The organism is uncultured Microbulbifer sp. (genome assembly GCF_947489355.1).
Lineage (GTDB): Bacteria > Pseudomonadota > Gammaproteobacteria > Pseudomonadales > Cellvibrionaceae > Microbulbifer.
The window spans coordinates 143,746-161,081 of sequence record NZ_CANLDD010000001.1; the positions used below are offsets into that span (position 1 = coordinate 143,746).

Genomic DNA, 17,336 nt, shown 5'->3' on the forward strand with positions numbered 1-17,336 from the left:
GCCCTTGGAGGAGGGCTACAATGAGTGAAACAAAGAGTTTCGGCCAACACTAATTTAAAAAATTTCAGCAATAAGTACCGTTAAATCGATCTTACTAATACTGCCTCTCTTCAAAACTTCAATGGGGGGGTGAAAGGGGAACAGGTCGGGGGGGAGAATGGGTATATAGGTTTCTGTGTGCGGTGCGATAAGATCAATTTTTAGCCGTTTACATTCCCCTTGGGTTGAAAGTCGCTTGTTGACTAACAATTTTACTTCTCGATATTTATTGGCAATTTCTATATCGGACAATTGATTTTTATTATCCATATCAGACCCTATGGCCCTTCCACTGCATGTCACTTGGATTTCAGCAATATAGCGGAACTTCTTCGAAAAACGCTGATCAGCTCCCCAGATGTGACAAACACCAGGGCCGGGAGGGTGATGCGGAGAGAAACACACCGGGAACGAGAGTACATTCTGATCACCTTGACCTCCAATAGTTCCGTTGATACTAAATACCAAATCCTGACCAAAATCGCCAATCACATCGACGAAAGCAGTAAATTTGGTATCTCCAGAAGGCTGAAAATCTGACCTATTCAATGTGTGTAATGTCCCACCGACATAAACAACCTCTGCGAGCGTTTTTCCTGCAAATACGGTGAGGAACAAGGCCAGTAGAATTTTGTCAACTTTCATTAATGGTAGTCCTTTAAGTTGATCTAATAGGCTAACAGCTCGTTGGGCTATGAGGTATTTTTATAATCGCTTTAGAATATATGGTGCACAAACCACGAGTTACTGCCAACTCTAGTGTTCAACAAGCCTGATCAAGCAGCGCACTGGTCGGCTGTTGGCAGCTCCTCTCTATCCCTGTCTCGATTGGTTGACTGTTTGCCGACAACAAATCAACCAGATACGCTGCTTTCTTTCAAACCCTCAAACACCAGATTCGGTTATCACTCTCGGAGGAGGGTTGCAATGTGTGAAACAAAGAGTTTCGGCTAACACTAACTTAAAAAATTTCAGCAATAAGTACTGTTAAATCGATCTTACTAACACTGCCTCTCTCCAAAACTTCAATTCCGGGCCAAAAGGGGTCGGGGTGAGTGCGTGTGGGTATATAAGTTTCTGTGTGCGGTGCGATAAGATCAATTTTTAGCTGTTTACATTTCCCTTGGGTTGAAAGTCGCCTGTTGACTAACAATTTTACTTCTCGATATTTATTGGCAATTTCTATATCGGACAATTGGTTTTTATTATCCATATCGGACCCTATGGCCCTTCCACTACATATCACTTGGATTTCAGCAATATAACGGAACTCCTTTGAAAAACGTCTAGCGCCTATCCAGACTTGACAACCACGAAAGTAGGGATCAGGGTTACCCCGATCATGGCACACCGGGATCGAGAGTACCTTCTGGTTACCTTGACCTCCAATAGTTCCGTTGATATTAAATACCAAATCCTGGCCAAAATCGCCAATCACATCAACGAAAGCAGTAAATTTGGTATCTCCAGAAGGTTGAAAATCTGACCTATTCAACGTGTGTAATGCCCCACCGACATAAACAACCTCTGCAAGTGTTTTTCCTGTAAATACGATAAGGAACAAGGCCAGTAAAATCTTGCCAACTTTCATTAATGTTAGTCCTTTAAGTGGATCTAATAGGTTAACAGTTTGTTAGCCTATTAGGTATTTTTATAATCGCTTTAGAATAGATGATGTGCAAACCACGAGTTACTGTCAACTCTAGTGTTCAACAAGCCTGATCAAGCAGCGCACTGGTCGGCTGTTGACAACTCCTCTCTATCACTGTCTCGATAGGTTGGTTGACTGTTTGCGGACAACAAATCAACCAGATACGCTGCTTGCTTTTAAACCCTCAAACACCAGATTCGGTTATCACTCTCGGAGGAAGGTTGCAATGTGTGAAACAAAGAGTTTCAGCTAACACTAACTTAAAAAATTTCAGCAATAAGCACTGTTAAATCGAACTTACTAATGCTGCCTCTCTCCAAAACCTCAGGGAAGAAACCGAAAGATGGAGCCCAGATTTCAGGGACTGTGGTGGGAGGAGGGGGTATATAGGTTTCTGTGTGCGGTGCGATAAGATCAATTTTTAACTGTTTACATTCCCCTTGGGTTGAAAGTCGTTTGTCGACTAACAATTTTACTTCTCGATATTTATTGGCAATTTCTATATCGGACAATTGATTCTTATTATCCATATCAGACCCTATGGCCCTGCCACTGCATGTCACTTGGATTTCAGCAATGTAGCGGAACTCCTTTGAAAAACGTCTACGATATGCCCATGAAGAACGACATCGGTCGGTGTAGTAGGTACTTAAACATACCGGGGTATTGACTACACGCTGATCACCTTGACCTCCAATAGTTCCGTTGATACTAAATACCAAATCCTGGCCAAAATCGCCAATCACATCGACGAAAGCAGTAAATTTGGTATCTCCAGAACGTTGAAAATCTGACCTATTCAACGTGTGTAATGCCCCACCGACATAAACAACCTCTGCGAGTGTTTTTCCTGCAAATACGGTGAGGAACAAGGCCAGTAGAGTTTTGCCAACTTTCATTAATGGTAGTCCTTTAAGTTGATCTAATAGGCTAACAGCTCGTTGGGCTATGAGGTATTTTTAAAATCGCTTTAGAATATATGGTGCATAAACCACGAGTTACTGCCAACTCTAGTGTTCAACAAACCTGATCAAGCAGCGCACTGGTCGGCTGTTGGCAGCTCCTCTCTATCCCTGTCTCGATTGGTTGGTTGATTTTTTGCCGACAACAAATCAACCAGATACGCTGCTTTCTTTCAAACCTTCAAACACCAGATTCGGTTATCACTCTCGGTGGAAGGTTGCAATGTGTGAAACAAAGAGTTTCGGCTAACACTAACTTAAAAAATTTCAGCAATAAGTACTGTTAAATTGATCTTACTAATACTGCCTCTCTCCAAAACTTCAATGGGGGGGTGAAAGGGGACCAGGTCGGGGGGGAAAGTGGGTATATAGGTTTCTGTGTGCGGTGCGATAAGATCGATTTTCAGCTGTTTACATTTGCCTTGGGTTGAAAGTCGCCTGTTGACTAACAATTTTACTTCTCGATATTTATTGGCAATTTCTATATCGGACAATTGATTTTTATTATCCATATCGGACCCTATGGCCCTGCCACTGCATGTTACTTGGATTTCAGCAATAAAGCGGAATTCCTTGCTAAATTCTTTAACATATCCCCAACTTTGTATACAACCACCATAATAGGGGCCAACAACGACACCCATATTAAGACACCTCGGTATCTTGAGTACATTCTGGTCACCTAGACCTCCAATAGTTCCGTTGATACTAAATACCAAATCTTGACCATAATCGCCAATCACATCGACGAAAGCAGTAAATTTGGTATCTCCAGAAGGTTGAAAATCTGACCTATTCAACGTGTGTAATGCCCCACCGACATAGACAACCTCTGCAAGTGTTTTTCCTACAAATACGGTGAGAAACAAGGCCAGTAAAGTTTTACCAATTTTCATTAATGATAGTCCTTTAAGTTAATGGTATTCCTTTAAGTGGAGCTAATAGGCTAACAGTTTGTTGGGCTATAAGGCATTTTTATAATCACTTTGGAATAGATGATGCGCAAACCACAAGTTACTATCAACTCTACTGTTCAACAAGCCTGATCAAGCAGCGCACTGGTCGGCAGTTGGCAGCTCCTCTCTATCCCTGTTTCGATTGATTGGTTGACTGTTTGACGACAACAAATCAACCCCTTACGCTGCTTTCTTTCAAGCCCTCAAGCCCCTGATTCGGTTATCATTCTCGTAGGAGGCTTGCAATGAGTGAAACAAAAAGTTTCGGCTAGCACTAACTTAAAAAATTTCAGCAATAAGTATCGTTAAATCGATCTTACTAATACTGCCTCTCAGCAAAAGTTCACTACTTGGGTGAGAGGGGTCGTCGAGGGGAGGGGATATATAGGTTTCTGTGTGCGGTGCGATAAGATCAATTTTTAGCTGTTTACATTTTCCTTGGGTTGAAAGTCGCTTGTTGACTAACAATTTTACTTCTCGATATTTATTGGCAATTTCTATATCGGACAATTCATTTTTATTATCCATATCAGACCCTATGGCCCTGCCACTGCATGTCACTTGGATTTCAGCAATGTAACGGAACTGGTTTGAAAAAATTCTACTATATCCCAAAAATACACAATGGTCACCTTCAGGATAACAAAAAAGCACAGGGGCGTTGATTACACTCTGATCACCTTGACCTCCAATAGTTCCGTTGATACTAAATATCAAATCCTGACCAAAATCACCAATCACATCGACGAAAGCAGTAAATTTGGTATCTCCAGAAGGTTGAAAATCTGACATATTCAATGTGTGTAATGTCCCACCGACATAAACAACCTCTGCAAGTGTTTTTCCTACAAATACGGTGAGGAACAAGGCCAGTAAAGTTTTACCAATTTTCATTAATGATAGTCCTTTAAGTTAATGGTATTCCTTTAAGTGGAGCTAATAGGCTAACAGCTCGTTGGGCTATGCGGTATTTTTATAATCACTTTAGAATATATGGTGCACAAACCACGAGTTACTGTCAACTCTAGTGCTCAACAAGCCTGATCAAGCAGCGCACTGGTCGGCTGTTGGCAACTCCTCTCTATCCCTGTCTCGATTGGTTGGTTGACTGTTTGACGACAACATATCAATCAGATACGCTGCTTTCTTTCAAATCCTTAAACACCAGAATTGGTTATAACTCTGAAGCTTTCAGCGGGAACACAGAACAGAATCGTGAGTATCCAATGCCAATACTGATACAACCAACCACCAAACGCCTGCGGTTACGCCAGTGGTGTGAGGCTGATAAATCCGCTTGCGCTGCAATGAATGCCGATCCCAGGGTAATGGCGTTTTTTCCTACCCCACTGACACGGTCGGAGAGTGACGCGGCTGTCGCGCGTAGCCGCACACAGATAGAGAAATATGGCTGGGGCTGGTGGGCACTGGAACTTAACGAGAACGGGAAATTTCTCGGCTTTGCCGGTATAAAACCGGTCCCCGATGATCTGCCGTTTGCCCCCGCGGTAGAAATTGGCTGGTGCTTGGCCCATCCTCACTGGGGCAAGGGCTATGCCATTGAAGCCGCGCGCGCATCCCTGGCGGTGGCCTTTGAGCGTTTGCAACTTGCCGAAGTGGTTTTCTTTACTGCCCTGCCAAATCTTCGCTCCCAGCACTTGATGGAGCGCCTTGGTATCCAGCGGGATACCCTGGTGTTTGCACATCCCCAAGTTCCCGCTGAAAGCCCGCTGTCGCGTCACTGTCTGTATCGGTTGGCAGCAAAAGACAGTTGCAAAGCGGTCGCGGCGAAATAATTACACAGCTACAAATCACTTTTATTTTCCTGGAGAGCCTTTTTTATGAGGTCGGAGATGGGTGCGTTAAGTCATTGAGGTCCTTTCGTCAGCAGATAAACCAAATTCTTTCCTGCTATGGCGTATTGGGGAGGGGCAAGGCGTTAATCAGTGGGCCATGGGCAAAAAATTCAATCAATGATCATTCCACATCTAACGCATGATAAATGATAAAAAAATAAATTTAAATTAATTTAAACACAAAAAACTGCAAGCTCAACATAAGGAAGAAAGTACAATCAATGATCCATACGATTACCAAGTAGATGGATATACTTAAAGCCGAGGAGATATACAAGGCTGACAATTATTACTACCAATAATACACTTCAGGGCTGAACCCACACCTTACTATATATTTATTTTAACTAAATCTCTCAATTCTTTGAGAGTGAGCGCCGCATATTTTTGGACACATATTTCGTTATTTTTAATGAGCATGATTGTAGGCAAACCTTTAATATTATATTGATTCATAATTTCCGAATCAAAAGAAGCATCAATTTTTACAACCGTCAAATTTTCAGAATATTCTTTTGAAATTTTATTAAGTGCGTCATTCATTAACAAACAAGAGCCACACCATCTAGTCCAAAAATCGAGGAGTGCAAAATTGTGAGTCTTTAATACACTCTCTAATTCATATTTTGATTTAATATTGATGGGATAACCGAGAGACTCAATCTGTTTCTTCTTGTTTTTGAATATAATGGCCATTTTATAGTGGCAAGGTAGTTAATCGTTGTGATTAATAAAGCAAAAATTAACCATAAAAGAAATTTCAGTGGTAATAGATAGGATGGGCATTTATCTATCAGCTCTTCGATTTTATTAAGTCTTAAAGTTACAATATCTCCAATGCTCAAAATCTATTCCTATATAGCTAATATTTCCGGCACTTGCCAGAATCTCAGCACTCGGTCAGTCCGGTGCAGCTCATTCTCGTTAAACTTCTCCTGCACTGCCGCAGTGCAGTCCAGCTTCATCCAGTAGGCACGGACAAGACCCGTGTGGTGATCCACCCTTCTAATCACAAACGTAGTTGAGTGAATACTTCTTTAAATTGTACGCCCGTACCCTTCAAGGCACTGAAACATGAACCCTTATAATCAGAGCTGTTATAAGCCATGTGATTTTAAAGGTTTATTTTTCTATAATTGATGGAAATTGAGCACGCGGAAAAAAGCCAGAAGATCCCGCGCGACAACTCAAGCACTGACAAACGTGATTTATAGCTCGAACATCCCCGTTCGGGTTGCAGGCTGCTGAAAATGCATTTCAATCCTTGCTAAGGGGCTTTCTGCTCGGCGATAAAGCGCTGTATCTGCGTTTCCAGCATGGAAAGCGGCAGGGCGCCATTACTGAGAATGGCGTCGTGGAATGCCCGCAGATCAAACTTGTCCCCAAGGGCCTTTTCTGCCTGGGCGCGTAGCTGGCGAATTTTGATCTCACCCATCTTGTAGGAGAGCGCCTGTCCCGGCCAGGAGATATAGCGGTCCACTTCCGCACGCACATTGGCCGGCGATAGGGAGGTGTTGTCAGAGAGAAAATCCAGGGCCTGCTGGCGGGTCCAGCCCTGGGAGTGGATACCCGTATCGATTACCAGGCGGGCGGCGCGCCACATTTCATAGCTGAGGCGCCCAAAGTGCTCATAGGGAGTGGTATACAGACCCATCTCCTTGCCGAGGCGTTCCGAGTAGAGAGCCCAGCCTTCACCGAAGGCGCTCAGGTAAAGGTTGCGGCGAAAGTCCGGTACATTTTCCAGCTCCTGGGAAAGCGCGTTTTGCAGGTGGTGCCCCGGTACCGCCTCATGCAGGGTCAGCGCCGGCAACTCATACAGGGGACGCTGGTCCAGTCCGTGGGTGTTCAGCCAGTAGGCACCGCCGCGGATACCGCCAATGGCGGCGGGGTTATAGGAAGCCGTGGTGTAGTTGGGGGCTATCTCACTGGGCACCGGCACCACACCATAGGGCGTGCGCGGCAGCACATTGAAAAATTCCGGCAAGCGGTAGTCGATACGCTTGGCGATATAGGCGGTTTCCTTCAAAAGTGCTTCCGGTGTGTTGGCATAAAACTGCGGATCTGTACGCAGGAAGTGGGTAAACTCCTCAAAGCTGCCCTTAAAGCCGGATTCTTTGATCAAGGCTTCCATTTCCGTGCGGATGCGCCCCACCTCTTCAAGTCCGATGCGGTGGATCTGCGCCGGGCTCATATCCATGGTGACATAATAACGAATATTGTGGCGGTAGTACTCGCTGCCATCGCGTATCTGTTCTGCGCCAATGGTCTCGCTGGCAGCCTTGCGATACTCTCCCTCAAGGAAGTCGGCAACGCGGGCAAAAGCCGGGATGGCCACTTGCCGAATTGCTTCTGTACCGGCATCGCGCAGGCGTTGTTGTTCTACGGCTGGAATAGATTGAGGCATTTCCGCGAAAGGCTTGTACAAACTGCTCTCGGTGGGGTCTGAGTAGACCTGTGCACGCACTGTGGGCGCTATCCCTTCCACCACAATCCTGGGCAGTACAAAGCCGGTGCGTATGCCCTCGCGCATATTGGCGATGTTTTCATCGAAGTAGCGGCCGAATGCTCTAATCCGGGCAATATAATCCTCGTAGTCGCTGACCCGGTGCATGGCCAGACCCCGGTTGGCATTCAGTGCGCTGCTGTAGAAGCTGGAGAAGGTGTTCAGGGGAACCCGCTCCAGGAACAGCGTCTTGCTTTCAATACCGCTTTCCAGTACCCACGCGAGCAGTTTACGGTTGATCCTGTCCGATTCAACCAGGTCCTTTGCATCCACGGCGTTGAGGCGATTGAGGAACTGGCGCTCGGCCTCCAGGCGGCGCGCGCGATCCTCAGCGGTCACCCCCGGCAGCTGTCGGTTATAATCCCGCACACCCATACGCCCGGCGGTGATAGGGTCTTCGCGTAAACTGTATTTCCAGTGGTCCTCAATCACACTGTGCAGTTGCTCGGTGGCTGTAGCGGCCCAGCCCGCCGGGGCAAGAATACAGGTGACCACTAGGGCACCGGAGAATCGAATAAGGCGGTTGCCCAGGGTGCTGCCAGATTTCACTGTTCTCTCCATTATTCTGTTCAAATCATTTCGTAACCATAACATGGGTGGCGTAATCGAGGGCTGCTTTTTTGCGATCGGAAACTACTTGCGGATTTCCGGTCGCCTGGAGAAAGACAATAATCTTTACGGCTGGTTATAATACAGCGTTTTAAACACCCTCTATAGAGGCAAAGGTAATTGTATCGAATCAGTGTTTGTTCACCTGATTCTCGGTATAAATCCTCTTATTGGCTTGAAAAGTATCGTAAAAGTTACGATGTGATTGATAGGAGACTGCATCTGACCTTAGATTATATTCCCTAATCCAGCTGACCAACATTTCCAAATTTGCGTCTTGGGCTTCTTGAGTCTTGTACTTGTGCGGCTCCCAGGGGCGATTCCTGGCGTTGACGATACATTGTTCAACGCCGAGGTCCATAAATATTATTTCCGTGGCTTCATGCTTCAGAAGTACCAGTAAATCAGTGTAGCATCCCTCAACCACCCATCCATTCTGCTCCTGCAGAAAACTATTTATCCTTATCCGTGATTCTTCAATAGGTCTTCTTTGAGGTGGCGATATTGGCAGCCATGCCAAAAGATCCAGATCCAAATGGGCCAAACCCTCTTTACCTGCAATATGTCTGGCAAGTGTAGATTTCCCAGAACCGGAATTTCCAAAAATTAAAATTTTCCTCATCACAACCTCCAGGTTTAATATCACAAAACCCCATGGATAACTGTAGACAAATCGCAGCCGCCAGAAAAGGCGAGCAACTCGTTATGGGCACAGAAGCTAAAAGTGGGACTGGGGTTACCTGCTAAGATATGAACTCTCTAAGTTGGATTTGGTTGCCATCAGGATCAACCATATTGCACACTTTAAATAAAGGGTTTGACCACTCTCCCTCCAATGCTTGACCACCCAATTTTTCAGCTTTGCCTCTTGCTTTATTAAGACACTCTGCGGTAAGAAATATTTTTATGGTATTAAGAGTATGCGCCGATACTTCAAAGGGTGGTGCATGCACAACAATATTCAGTTGATCATTACCGATACTGACAAACTCTTTTGTTTCCCGCAATAAATTCACCCAAAACATTACAATATAGAAATTAGATAAATTCTTGAACTTTTTTGAGTAAACTATAACTCCACTTTTTGGGGCTGTGCTCATTTTTTCCTCCGCATCAAGCTAAAAGCTGTTCTTATGCACTGAAGTATACACAGTGTATAGACTGGGCACAGTGGATGATACTTATCAAGTTGCCAGATTCCTGCTTGTCGATACGCCGGACTTGAACTGCACATATTAGTTCAGCAACCATTATCATTGAGTCAGGAAGCAGTTTTGTCAATGATATAAAATCCAAAACTTGGAAAAAATGTACCAAAAACTCTGCTTATGGTTAAGGATACACGCCTTGACCCGCCTGAGTTTTTGTACACTCTCTTACCTCACAGAATTATCAAAGTCCTCTGGGTTGGCAGCAGTTACTACTCGGTATGTTTGACTTGCCATTATCCAGCGTTTGCTTTCTAATAATCTACCTTTTCGAAAGATGCTTTATCGCAAAAACCCATACCCTCACGGGTATATGTTCCAGGAGTATATGCAATTGGCGAACCGCTCATATCTGTACAGCCTCAGCAACCAACCAATCTCCTATACAGACCGACCTGAATCGATTTCTGGCTTATCAGAGTGGCCATATAATGTTCCGCTGTCATACCGCATCCTTTTGTCGGGCAACCCGAAGCTTTGTGCTTCACTGGTTTCAGACGGCTTTGAAAGTGATTCACCCGATGATAAGACACAGCTCTATGCGATAAGCGGTGACTTTGAGGCGGGATTCATACGATTCAAAAAGTTTATCGAAGTCGTGCGACTACTTGCCGCAGAAAAGTCTGCACCTCTGTTGTCCATGCTGGATGAAACGGTGGATTTCCTTCAGCAGCATCAGGATCGCTATCTACTGCTTGAGACCATTGAGCTGGACTGTATGGAGGAGGAAGAGGAAGCTGCACTGCGCGCCTGTGTTGAAGCTGAAGTTACTGCTTGCCGTGATGTCGGGGCCGCTATCGATTCACTCCCAGGAGATCCCAGAATGGCCGCGGATATTCTCCAAGGAGCGGCTGAAAAAGAGAAAGCTCCACCCCTTAACGTATTTTATAGAATCCTGTTCAACGATAATTTCGACTGTTTAGATAATGATACTCCCTTGGGACTATACTGGAGCGATGTTCTTTATTGCGAACTCGAAAATAAGGAAGAGTTTGATGAGTTTGTGTAACTTTACCCGATCTCACTTGGGGTATCACCCCAACGGGCTGTGATATAAGCAGGGTTGCATAAATGTGTAACCCCGGAGATTGTTGAGTTTTTTCATATCTCCGGGTAATTTGCCGACGCGCATCATACCGTTTCCACAACCCGAAGATCATCCAGGAACTGACGAAAACTGGGTGCGTAGTATCCTAAACGATAGTCTTCGGCCTCCTCAATAGTTTCGATTGTATCAGGGCATTCATCATCACCTGGATAGTGAACGCATTCGTGATCGAAAAGGAAAATCTGGCCGAACCGGTCCTTGCGGAGGCACAGCATTATCGTATTTCCGCCTTCGTCAACTCCGATCGACAATAGCGCCTTCGGGACCCATGAGTCAACAGGTGAATTGAATGCCCCCTGCATTTCATCCAGGCTGTACATACGCCTGGGTATCAGTTGTGCACCTCGCTCATCGAGATATTCAACAGGCGTCTCAATGACGCGCCCACCACCGCAACATTTCAAAAAGTGTTTCAACTCCTGGGGAAGTGTCAAATCCATCCTGCGCTCGAAAGCTGAAAGCGCTTCATCTGATGCCGCCTTTCCGCCCTCCCCCCTAATGACTGCAACAAACTCTTCCAGTGTCATATCGATATTCTCTATAGTGAAAAAGATGGAGATACTACTTCATGCCGGCTACTCCAGTCTATCGAGGCCCTCTTAAATACACGCTCTTCTTACATAAACGGTGCAGTGGTGATAACAAAGATCCCGGTAAGGTGATACGCACTAACCGGCACGAGGCAATACTTCAGGCGATGAACCGCAAAATGGAAACCAAAGAAGCCAAAGCGGTATATAAACGATGTAAGGCCATTGCAGAACCGTCTTTTGACCAGATCAAGAACTCAGAATTCCGAGGTTTCAGTGTCCGGGGCAAAGAAAAAGTAGCCGGAGAATTTTCATTGGTCTGCAGTGCTTATGACTTCAAAAAAATTGCCAAATCGATTTCCACAGGATCAATCTGTATTGAAGAAGCGAAAAGACTGAAAATGGCCATATAAAGGGCAAAAACTGGAATTTCCTATCCCAAATAGCCAGAATATAGGTTAATTTTTAAACGATTGAAAAAATATTGAAGCTCTCATTTGTGTTATGGGTAGTTTTCGGACGGCCTCCTAGGGTACCTTCTTTCAGGATCACCCCTGATTCTACCAGCCAGCTGTTGACTTCAGTAAAAGTAGCTCGACCAATTTGATGCTTTTCATAAAGGGCATCTTCTATACCTTTTTCACTGAGGCCGTACCACTGTTGAAGACAGTGAATACCAAGCATGGCTTCCAGTGTGTAGGGTGGACGACCATTTTAGCGTTTAGGGTAGTAAGGCTCAATGAGATTGATGAGCCTATGCCAAGGCAGTAGTTTTTCCAGTTTTGCCAAAAATCGTTCCTTGCGAGTTGTTCGATGTTTCTAGACAAACTCACTATCTGCAAAGCTAAGCTGCTGGGCATGAGAAAATCATCAGTGGCTGAACTGTTCTGAGATTAACTCGTGCTTGTGAACTTATTCGCATACTCCAAAGGCAAGGCGGCCATTTCTGATAATAAGAAATATGAATCATTTTGGTCAGGCTGCCTTTTCAAAGCAGCCGGCATTGAAAATACCTTCCCGAGAATCATACGCTTTGATTTTTTGTATGTAAACCAGGTTCAATTGTTTAAAAACACGCGTAAGCAGATCGCTGATAACGCAGGAATTGAACATCGAGCACAAACAGATGCAAGAATACTATTTTGCTTTTTTATATTCACTGAATATTACTTAAACTCTAGAAGTTCAGACCTGCTCAACTATCAGTCTCTTCATCCGATAACGCTTAAAACCAACAAGACCGATGGCAACAAACGTCTGCAGTGCGCCGTACATCAGAAGAGAAATAAGGACAATATCACCTACCGGGTCTGGTTGACCGGCAACTACTGGAAACAACAATACCTTCAACATCAAACCCAGATTGATGTTCCGTACCACCACTTCCATATCTACCGCTGTAGCATCCCACCGAGAAAGACCTAAAGTTCCTCTGAATAGTAGCGACCTCAACAAGGTCATCACCAAAATCAAGAAAAGAATCAAATAGATATTCTTCATTCCAAACGCTTCTAGGTCCAAACGGTCTGCCTGGGAGGCGCCAACGATGATCATTAGCAGGCCGAACATGGAAATACGAATAGCCCATCGTGAAAGTAGAATGGCCGTGTCTGGAAATAAACGTAGATAAAGCATACCCAGTGACAATGGTAACAATAGGGTTACAGCTATTTCTTTCATTATTTTACCCGTGGGCATAACGAAATCTGCCGGCATATCAGAACTGATCAGCATTTTCAGAACTAACGGCGTGGTAATCAAGCAGAGTAATGTAGTAATCGCCGTGATTGCCACAGACAGCGCCAGATTTCCCCGGGCAAAGTGGGTAAATATATTGGATGTAGAACCTCCGGGAACCGCTGCAATTAGCGCTATTCCAAATGCAATACCACCTGTGAGACCAAATACCGAAATGAAACCAAAAGCAATGGCAGGGACCACCACAATTTGGATCAGTGTTCCACAGGCAACTGCTTTAGGTTCCAGAAGCAATTCCCTGAAATCACTGGGAGTTAGAGTCGCCCCCATACCAATCATTGCCGTTACCAATTGAAAGACAGAAAACCCGTATTCATTTTGAATATAAAATTCACCCATACATCACCTTGTTATTGTTCTAGATGTAGTGATCCAGATATAAAGAATTAGATTTCACTCTTGATAATATACAAAGAAATGCCGGATTTAAAATATCAGCCTTTGTGAATGAGCGTGATATCCGGAATAGAGCATCGGGAAATAGAAACCTCTTGTCAAGCTGATAACGTATTGATTCCCATGTATTATTCCCTTTCTGAAACTTAGGCCCAAAATGTCTGTTTTCTGTCTCATCGAGACAAGTACTTCCTCTTTCAATTCAATAAACTCCAATCGAACCGAATTAAAATAATAAATCCGAGTTATCGTGTTAAATATTAGTCACTTTTTTCATTGTAAAGCTTATGATGAGCAGCCTCTCTCTAACCATTTTTATTTTAATTAGTCATACTTCGGTTCATTAAAAGTAGATAGATACCAGGCGTAATATCGTGCCCGGAAGCTAACTACAAATTATGGGATCATTATGAAACTATCTCGACGCCAGTTATTGCTTGGAGGCGGCGCAGCAGCTATTGCGGCCCCAGGAATTTTAGGAGCACTTACAGCCCCCCGTGGTGTTGAGATCAATGTAGAACGTGATCTGTCCCTGTGGACCCTACAATTGCCAACACAGCCTAGCTTCAAACCCCTTGATCACTCAAGAAAAGTAGATCTCGCTATTATCGGAGCTGGTTATACAGGTTTGAGCTGTGCCTATTATGCGAAAAAGATGCGCCCTGATTGGAATGTCATCGTTTTGGAATCCCATATGGTTGGTTCTGGCGCCAGTTCCAGAAACTCAGGAATCGTCTACGCCCGTCAGGTGGGCATTAATAATCAGGACTTCGCTGATCGGGGATTCGAACGACTAAAAGCATTTATTGATGACCAGCAGATTGACTGTGATTTTATGCCGTCTCCAACCCTGATACTCGCCAATAATTCGTCCCAGGCGGCCACTCTGATTTCTCGAATGACTTCCAATGAACGCTGGATACCCGCCCCTAGACTAAATGAACGTCTTCATAGTCGTTCTTATAATGGCGGTGTCGTATCACCAGGCTATTACAAAATACAGCCAGCAAAATTACTGTCCGGCCATCTAAAAGCAGCATTCGATGTTGGTGTTGAAATTTTTGAGCAATCTCCAGCCACGAAGATTTATCATGGTAAGGTAGTCACCATAAACACACCAGGGGGCGATGTGACTGCATCCCATGCTATGGTTGCCACCAATGCCTACAGTTCACGCCTCGGTATCTTCCCTCACACGGCTTTTCCAATTCATCAATACACCCTGGCAACACGGCAACTGACGCTCGATGAAATTAACCGGTATGGCCTGGACCAGTGGACGACACGTTTCGAGAAAGTCACTCTACCTGTAACCTTCAGCTTAACACCTACCCGCCATTTCTTTATGCGAATGGTTCTGGGTTATGAAAAGTTTGATTCTCAAGTATGGCATAGTCCTGAGGGCGCAAAAGCCACTGCTCTCAATTTATTTGAAAAACGTTACCCTAATATCCGTGAACTTCAACCAGACATCGCATGGCATGGCGTTACCGGACATACGGTATCGGAAAAACCTGTGTTCAGTGTTATTGGTGAAAACAATGTTCATATCGGTATCGCTTACAACGGACTCGGGATTATGCCCGGGCATAATATCGGCTATCTTAGTGCCAGCCGGATAACAGGTAATCCAGATCCTGATGTTCAGTTCCTGGAAGACACAGCAGGCTCCCTACCAATTCCAAGAGACTACTACCGCAACATGATGCTACAGAGCGTGATGAAACTTGCCTCACCAGTCTAAATAACCATTAAAACTAAAAACAGAATTAATAAAGAACTGGCAGAAAATATATGGGAACAATCATTAACTCTCTAAGAAATCCAAAAGTATTAGTTTTTTTAATGATTATTGCAGTACCCATGATCCTCTTTTCCAAATGGATCGTACCTTATGCAAACCTGATGCTTATAGATGGTATCAGCGACCCGGAAGGTGCCCGTATACTACTAAGCCATATGACTTCTGAGCAGATTACAGAACACCTTTGGTTCACTAACACATTGGACCTCATCCTGCCATTTGCCGCTGCCTCACTGTTCACCAGCGCCGCCATGAATGCATTTGGCAAGTTCGGATGGATACTGGCTCTCCCCCCGCTGGCCGCACTTCCCCTGGACTTGGTAGAGGGTGTTGTACAGACCTTGGCACTAATAAATACTGCTGACCTGCTGGATATCAAGGCATATACAACACCGGTCAAGTCCATGGGTTATAAACTGGGATTTCTGATTTCACTGGTAGCTTTAATAAAGTGGATAATAGTGAAAATCATGAAGTTCATCCAACCAAAGGCATCGTAAAAACCACTCAGAATATCAACGCTATTTTGAAGATATTGATCGGTGAGCTCCTGAGAAAGCACACAGATCAATCATTCATTCCATTCAAAGCTGACTGTACTTTTTCCGGTAATTCAGGGGTGTTAAGCCCGCCATTCTCTTGAAGCCCCGATCAAAAGAGCTGGAATCCGAGTACCCCAGCTTCTGTGCCAGCTCAGTAATCGTTACATCCGTATCTGACAGATATTCTTTAGCTCGTATAAAAACGATATCTTCTTTCAAGCTGTAAAATGAAGTGCCCAGTTCACTTAAACGACGGTGCATTGTGCGGCGACTCATTCCAAGGGTTGAAGAAATCTTATCTGCACTGACCTCTCGATCCTCAAGATTGACGCCAATCTGAAACCTCACCTGATCCACCAGCGAACTGCTGTGGGCAAGGTATTCTGGTGTGGATCGTACATGGCTTTCCAGCAACTCCAGAAGTTTAGGGTCTGAACCGGTGATGGGATAATCCAATAACTCTCCTGGAAAACTGATACCACTGAAATGGTGATCAAAAATAACATCACATGCCAATGGAAATGTTGATTCGTTCAAGCTGTCGGAATTTCCATGCTCAAAATAGATACTATTTGGTAACCAAGTTTGCTCGCTGAGCATATTCCTGATCATCAGCACAAACTGGACAATAGTTCCTTCCACGTCCTGTTGACACTCTGTCACTGTCGCATGGTGTATCTTGTAGGTAAGAAAACACTCACCACTAGCTTCTCTAAAATTTGCGGACGCTCCTGGAGATGCGAGCATGATGTACTGACTAAGTAAAGACAGTGCTGCAGAAAATACAGGTGCATTGGATAGAATGTAGCCCAGCACACCTTGATACTGGGTTTCAGGGTTGAGTGCCATATTCGCCGACAGGAAACGACAGCCAGTGTGCTCAGATGCTAATTCCATAAGCGCCAGGTATTTTGACATGCTGACGCTGGCATTTTTTTCGTCCAACATTACGGAAGCATCTATACCCAACTCATCGTAGATGGTTTTTACATCAACGCCCTGTCGAACCAGCGCCTTATGAAAACGGTGCACATTATTTTTTTTCAGAAGTCGTTGCTGACGACGCATGAACGGTTTCCTGGAATGATAGTGATAGTACTCTCTTACTCACTTCTGCACCCTTACTTCCTACTGGTAAGTAAGGCAATCCATGTAACTACAGGCGACTAAAAATTTTTACATTGTATCACCTTATCCATGAAGAAAAACAGCGCTATGACTTATATCACTCCTCACCCCTTATTGCTGCCTCAATTTGCATACTTTCCGTTACTGCTGGAACAGCACTGAGAAACTAACTTCTTTAGTATCTTTTCCACCAGAGAACAATAACAAGTCTGTATTATCAGCAGTCATGAATAACAATGATGAAAAAAACCGGCGCCTGGTAAGTTCAATATTCCCTTGAACAGGC

17 protein-coding genes and 1 pseudogene are annotated in these 17,336 nt (G+C 44.5%); 5 read left to right on the forward strand and 13 right to left on the reverse strand.

The window, feature by feature from the left end:
* Positions 1 to 54: 54 nt before the first annotated feature.
* From Q1A48_RS00640 to Q1A48_RS00660, 5 genes are all read right to left on the reverse strand, one after another.
* Positions 55 to 684 (reverse strand): hypothetical protein, encoded by a 630-nt coding sequence (locus tag Q1A48_RS00640; RefSeq protein WP_299939776.1) that lies wholly within the window; start codon positions 682 to 684, stop codon positions 55 to 57.
* A gap of 316 nt (positions 685 to 1,000) precedes the next feature.
* Positions 1,001 to 1,630 (reverse strand): hypothetical protein, encoded by a 630-nt coding sequence (locus tag Q1A48_RS00645; RefSeq protein WP_299939779.1) that lies wholly within the window; start codon positions 1,628 to 1,630, stop codon positions 1,001 to 1,003.
* Positions 1,631 to 1,950: 320 nt separating this feature from the next.
* A complete protein-coding gene (locus Q1A48_RS00650) occupies positions 1,951 to 2,589 on the reverse strand; it encodes a hypothetical protein (protein WP_299939781.1) in 639 nt (212 codons plus the stop codon).
* Between the two features lie 320 nt (positions 2,590 to 2,909).
* Positions 2,910 to 3,548 carry a hypothetical protein gene (locus Q1A48_RS00655; protein ID WP_299939784.1) on the reverse strand — a complete coding sequence of 213 codons (639 nt, stop codon included), beginning with the start codon at positions 3,546 to 3,548 and terminating at the stop codon, positions 2,910 to 2,912.
* A 339-nt stretch (positions 3,549 to 3,887) separates the two neighbouring features.
* The gene (locus Q1A48_RS00660) at positions 3,888 to 4,502 is read right to left on the reverse strand and encodes a hypothetical protein (RefSeq protein ID WP_299939787.1); all 615 of its coding nucleotides are present in this window, start codon (positions 4,500 to 4,502) and stop codon (positions 3,888 to 3,890) included.
* Positions 4,503 to 4,834: 332 nt separating this feature from the next.
* Between Q1A48_RS00660 and Q1A48_RS00665 the strand changes: the two genes are divergently transcribed.
* Positions 4,835 to 5,404: a GNAT family N-acetyltransferase gene (locus tag Q1A48_RS00665; protein ID WP_299939790.1), complete on the forward strand. Its 570-nt coding sequence runs from the start codon at positions 4,835 to 4,837 to the stop codon at positions 5,402 to 5,404.
* A 390-nt stretch (positions 5,405 to 5,794) separates the two neighbouring features.
* Here the strand turns inward: Q1A48_RS00665 and Q1A48_RS00670 are convergent, their stop codons facing one another.
* The 4 genes from Q1A48_RS00670 to Q1A48_RS00685 all read right to left on the reverse strand — a co-directional run bounded on the left by Q1A48_RS00670 (position 5,795) and on the right by Q1A48_RS00685 (position 9,676).
* Positions 5,795 to 6,160 (reverse strand): thioredoxin family protein, encoded by a 366-nt coding sequence (locus Q1A48_RS00670; RefSeq protein WP_299939793.1) that lies wholly within the window; start codon positions 6,158 to 6,160, stop codon positions 5,795 to 5,797.
* Positions 6,161 to 6,731: 571 nt separating this feature from the next.
* Positions 6,732 to 8,516, reverse strand: a complete 1,785-nt coding sequence (locus Q1A48_RS00675) for a DUF885 family protein (RefSeq protein WP_299939796.1) — start codon at positions 8,514 to 8,516, stop codon at positions 6,732 to 6,734.
* A gap of 190 nt (positions 8,517 to 8,706) precedes the next feature.
* On the reverse strand, positions 8,707 to 9,198 hold the full coding sequence (locus Q1A48_RS00680) for a shikimate kinase (protein ID WP_299939799.1): 492 nt from the start codon (positions 9,196 to 9,198) through the stop codon (positions 8,707 to 8,709).
* Positions 9,199 to 9,319: 121 nt separating this feature from the next.
* On the reverse strand, positions 9,320 to 9,676 hold the full coding sequence (locus tag Q1A48_RS00685) for a hypothetical protein (RefSeq protein WP_299939801.1): 357 nt from the start codon (positions 9,674 to 9,676) through the stop codon (positions 9,320 to 9,322).
* A gap of 436 nt (positions 9,677 to 10,112) precedes the next feature.
* Between Q1A48_RS00685 and Q1A48_RS00690 the strand changes: the two genes are divergently transcribed.
* Complete coding sequence (locus Q1A48_RS00690) at positions 10,113 to 10,793, forward strand: hypothetical protein (RefSeq protein ID WP_299939803.1); 681 nt, start codon at positions 10,113 to 10,115, stop codon at positions 10,791 to 10,793.
* Positions 10,794 to 10,915: 122 nt separating this feature from the next.
* Here the strand turns inward: Q1A48_RS00690 and Q1A48_RS00695 are convergent, their stop codons facing one another.
* A complete protein-coding gene (locus Q1A48_RS00695; protein WP_299939806.1) occupies positions 10,916 to 11,419 on the reverse strand; it encodes an SMI1/KNR4 family protein in 504 nt (167 codons plus the stop codon).
* Between the two features lie 41 nt (positions 11,420 to 11,460).
* Between Q1A48_RS00695 and Q1A48_RS00700 the strand changes: the two genes are divergently transcribed.
* On the forward strand, positions 11,461 to 11,835 hold the full coding sequence (locus tag Q1A48_RS00700; RefSeq protein WP_299939809.1) for a transposase: 375 nt from the start codon (positions 11,461 to 11,463) through the stop codon (positions 11,833 to 11,835).
* 115 nt (positions 11,836 to 11,950) lie between these two features.
* Here the strand turns inward: Q1A48_RS00700 and Q1A48_RS00705 are convergent.
* Positions 11,951 to 12,286, reverse strand: a pseudogene (locus tag Q1A48_RS00705) (transposase); the annotation flags it as partial.
* 321 nt (positions 12,287 to 12,607) lie between these two features.
* A complete protein-coding gene (locus Q1A48_RS00710) occupies positions 12,608 to 13,519 on the reverse strand; it encodes a bile acid:sodium symporter (RefSeq protein WP_299939812.1) in 912 nt (303 codons plus the stop codon).
* A gap of 466 nt (positions 13,520 to 13,985) precedes the next feature.
* On the opposite strand from Q1A48_RS00710, the gene Q1A48_RS00715 reads away from it, so the two are divergent.
* Complete coding sequence (locus Q1A48_RS00715; RefSeq protein ID WP_299939815.1) at positions 13,986 to 15,320, forward strand: FAD-dependent oxidoreductase; 1,335 nt, start codon at positions 13,986 to 13,988, stop codon at positions 15,318 to 15,320.
* 50 nt (positions 15,321 to 15,370) lie between these two features.
* The gene (locus Q1A48_RS00720; protein WP_299939818.1) at positions 15,371 to 15,880 is read left to right on the forward strand and encodes a hypothetical protein; all 510 of its coding nucleotides are present in this window, start codon (positions 15,371 to 15,373) and stop codon (positions 15,878 to 15,880) included.
* Positions 15,881 to 15,964: 84 nt separating this feature from the next.
* Here the strand turns inward: Q1A48_RS00720 and Q1A48_RS00725 are convergent, their stop codons facing one another.
* Positions 15,965 to 16,990, reverse strand: a complete 1,026-nt coding sequence (locus Q1A48_RS00725) for an AraC family transcriptional regulator (protein WP_299939821.1) — start codon at positions 16,988 to 16,990, stop codon at positions 15,965 to 15,967.
* Between the last annotated feature and the right edge of the window lie 346 nt (positions 16,991 to 17,336).

Bases quoted from the DNA above. Each gene is read 5' to 3' on its own strand.
- Q1A48_RS00680 (WP_299939799.1), bottom strand. From the start codon at position 9,198: ATGAGGAAAATTTTAATTTTTGGAAATTCCGGTTCTGGGAAATCTACA.
- Q1A48_RS00700 (WP_299939809.1), top strand. From the start codon at position 11,461: ATGCCGGCTACTCCAGTCTATCGAGGCCCTCTTAAATACACGCTCTTC.
- Q1A48_RS00710 (WP_299939812.1), bottom strand. From the start codon at position 13,519: ATGGGTGAATTTTATATTCAAAATGAATACGGGTTTTCTGTCTTTCAA.
- Q1A48_RS00655 (WP_299939784.1), bottom strand. From the start codon at position 3,548: ATGAAAATTGGTAAAACTTTACTGGCCTTGTTTCTCACCGTATTTGTA.
- Q1A48_RS00645 (WP_299939779.1), bottom strand. From the start codon at position 1,630: ATGAAAGTTGGCAAGATTTTACTGGCCTTGTTCCTTATCGTATTTACA.
- Q1A48_RS00715 (WP_299939815.1), top strand. From the start codon at position 13,986: ATGAAACTATCTCGACGCCAGTTATTGCTTGGAGGCGGCGCAGCAGCT.
- Q1A48_RS00660 (WP_299939787.1), bottom strand. From the start codon at position 4,502: ATGAAAATTGGTAAAACTTTACTGGCCTTGTTCCTCACCGTATTTGTA.
- Q1A48_RS00670 (WP_299939793.1), bottom strand. From the start codon at position 6,160: ATGGCCATTATATTCAAAAACAAGAAGAAACAGATTGAGTCTCTCGGT.
- Q1A48_RS00725 (WP_299939821.1), bottom strand. From the start codon at position 16,990: ATGCGTCGTCAGCAACGACTTCTGAAAAAAAATAATGTGCACCGTTTT.
- Q1A48_RS00685 (WP_299939801.1), bottom strand. From the start codon at position 9,676: ATGAGCACAGCCCCAAAAAGTGGAGTTATAGTTTACTCAAAAAAGTTC.
- Q1A48_RS00690 (WP_299939803.1), top strand. From the start codon at position 10,113: ATGCAATTGGCGAACCGCTCATATCTGTACAGCCTCAGCAACCAACCA.
- Q1A48_RS00640 (WP_299939776.1), bottom strand. From the start codon at position 684: ATGAAAGTTGACAAAATTCTACTGGCCTTGTTCCTCACCGTATTTGCA.
- Q1A48_RS00665 (WP_299939790.1), top strand. From the start codon at position 4,835: ATGCCAATACTGATACAACCAACCACCAAACGCCTGCGGTTACGCCAG.
- Q1A48_RS00720 (WP_299939818.1), top strand. From the start codon at position 15,371: ATGGGAACAATCATTAACTCTCTAAGAAATCCAAAAGTATTAGTTTTT.
- Q1A48_RS00695 (WP_299939806.1), bottom strand. From the start codon at position 11,419: ATGACACTGGAAGAGTTTGTTGCAGTCATTAGGGGGGAGGGCGGAAAG.
- Q1A48_RS00650 (WP_299939781.1), bottom strand. From the start codon at position 2,589: ATGAAAGTTGGCAAAACTCTACTGGCCTTGTTCCTCACCGTATTTGCA.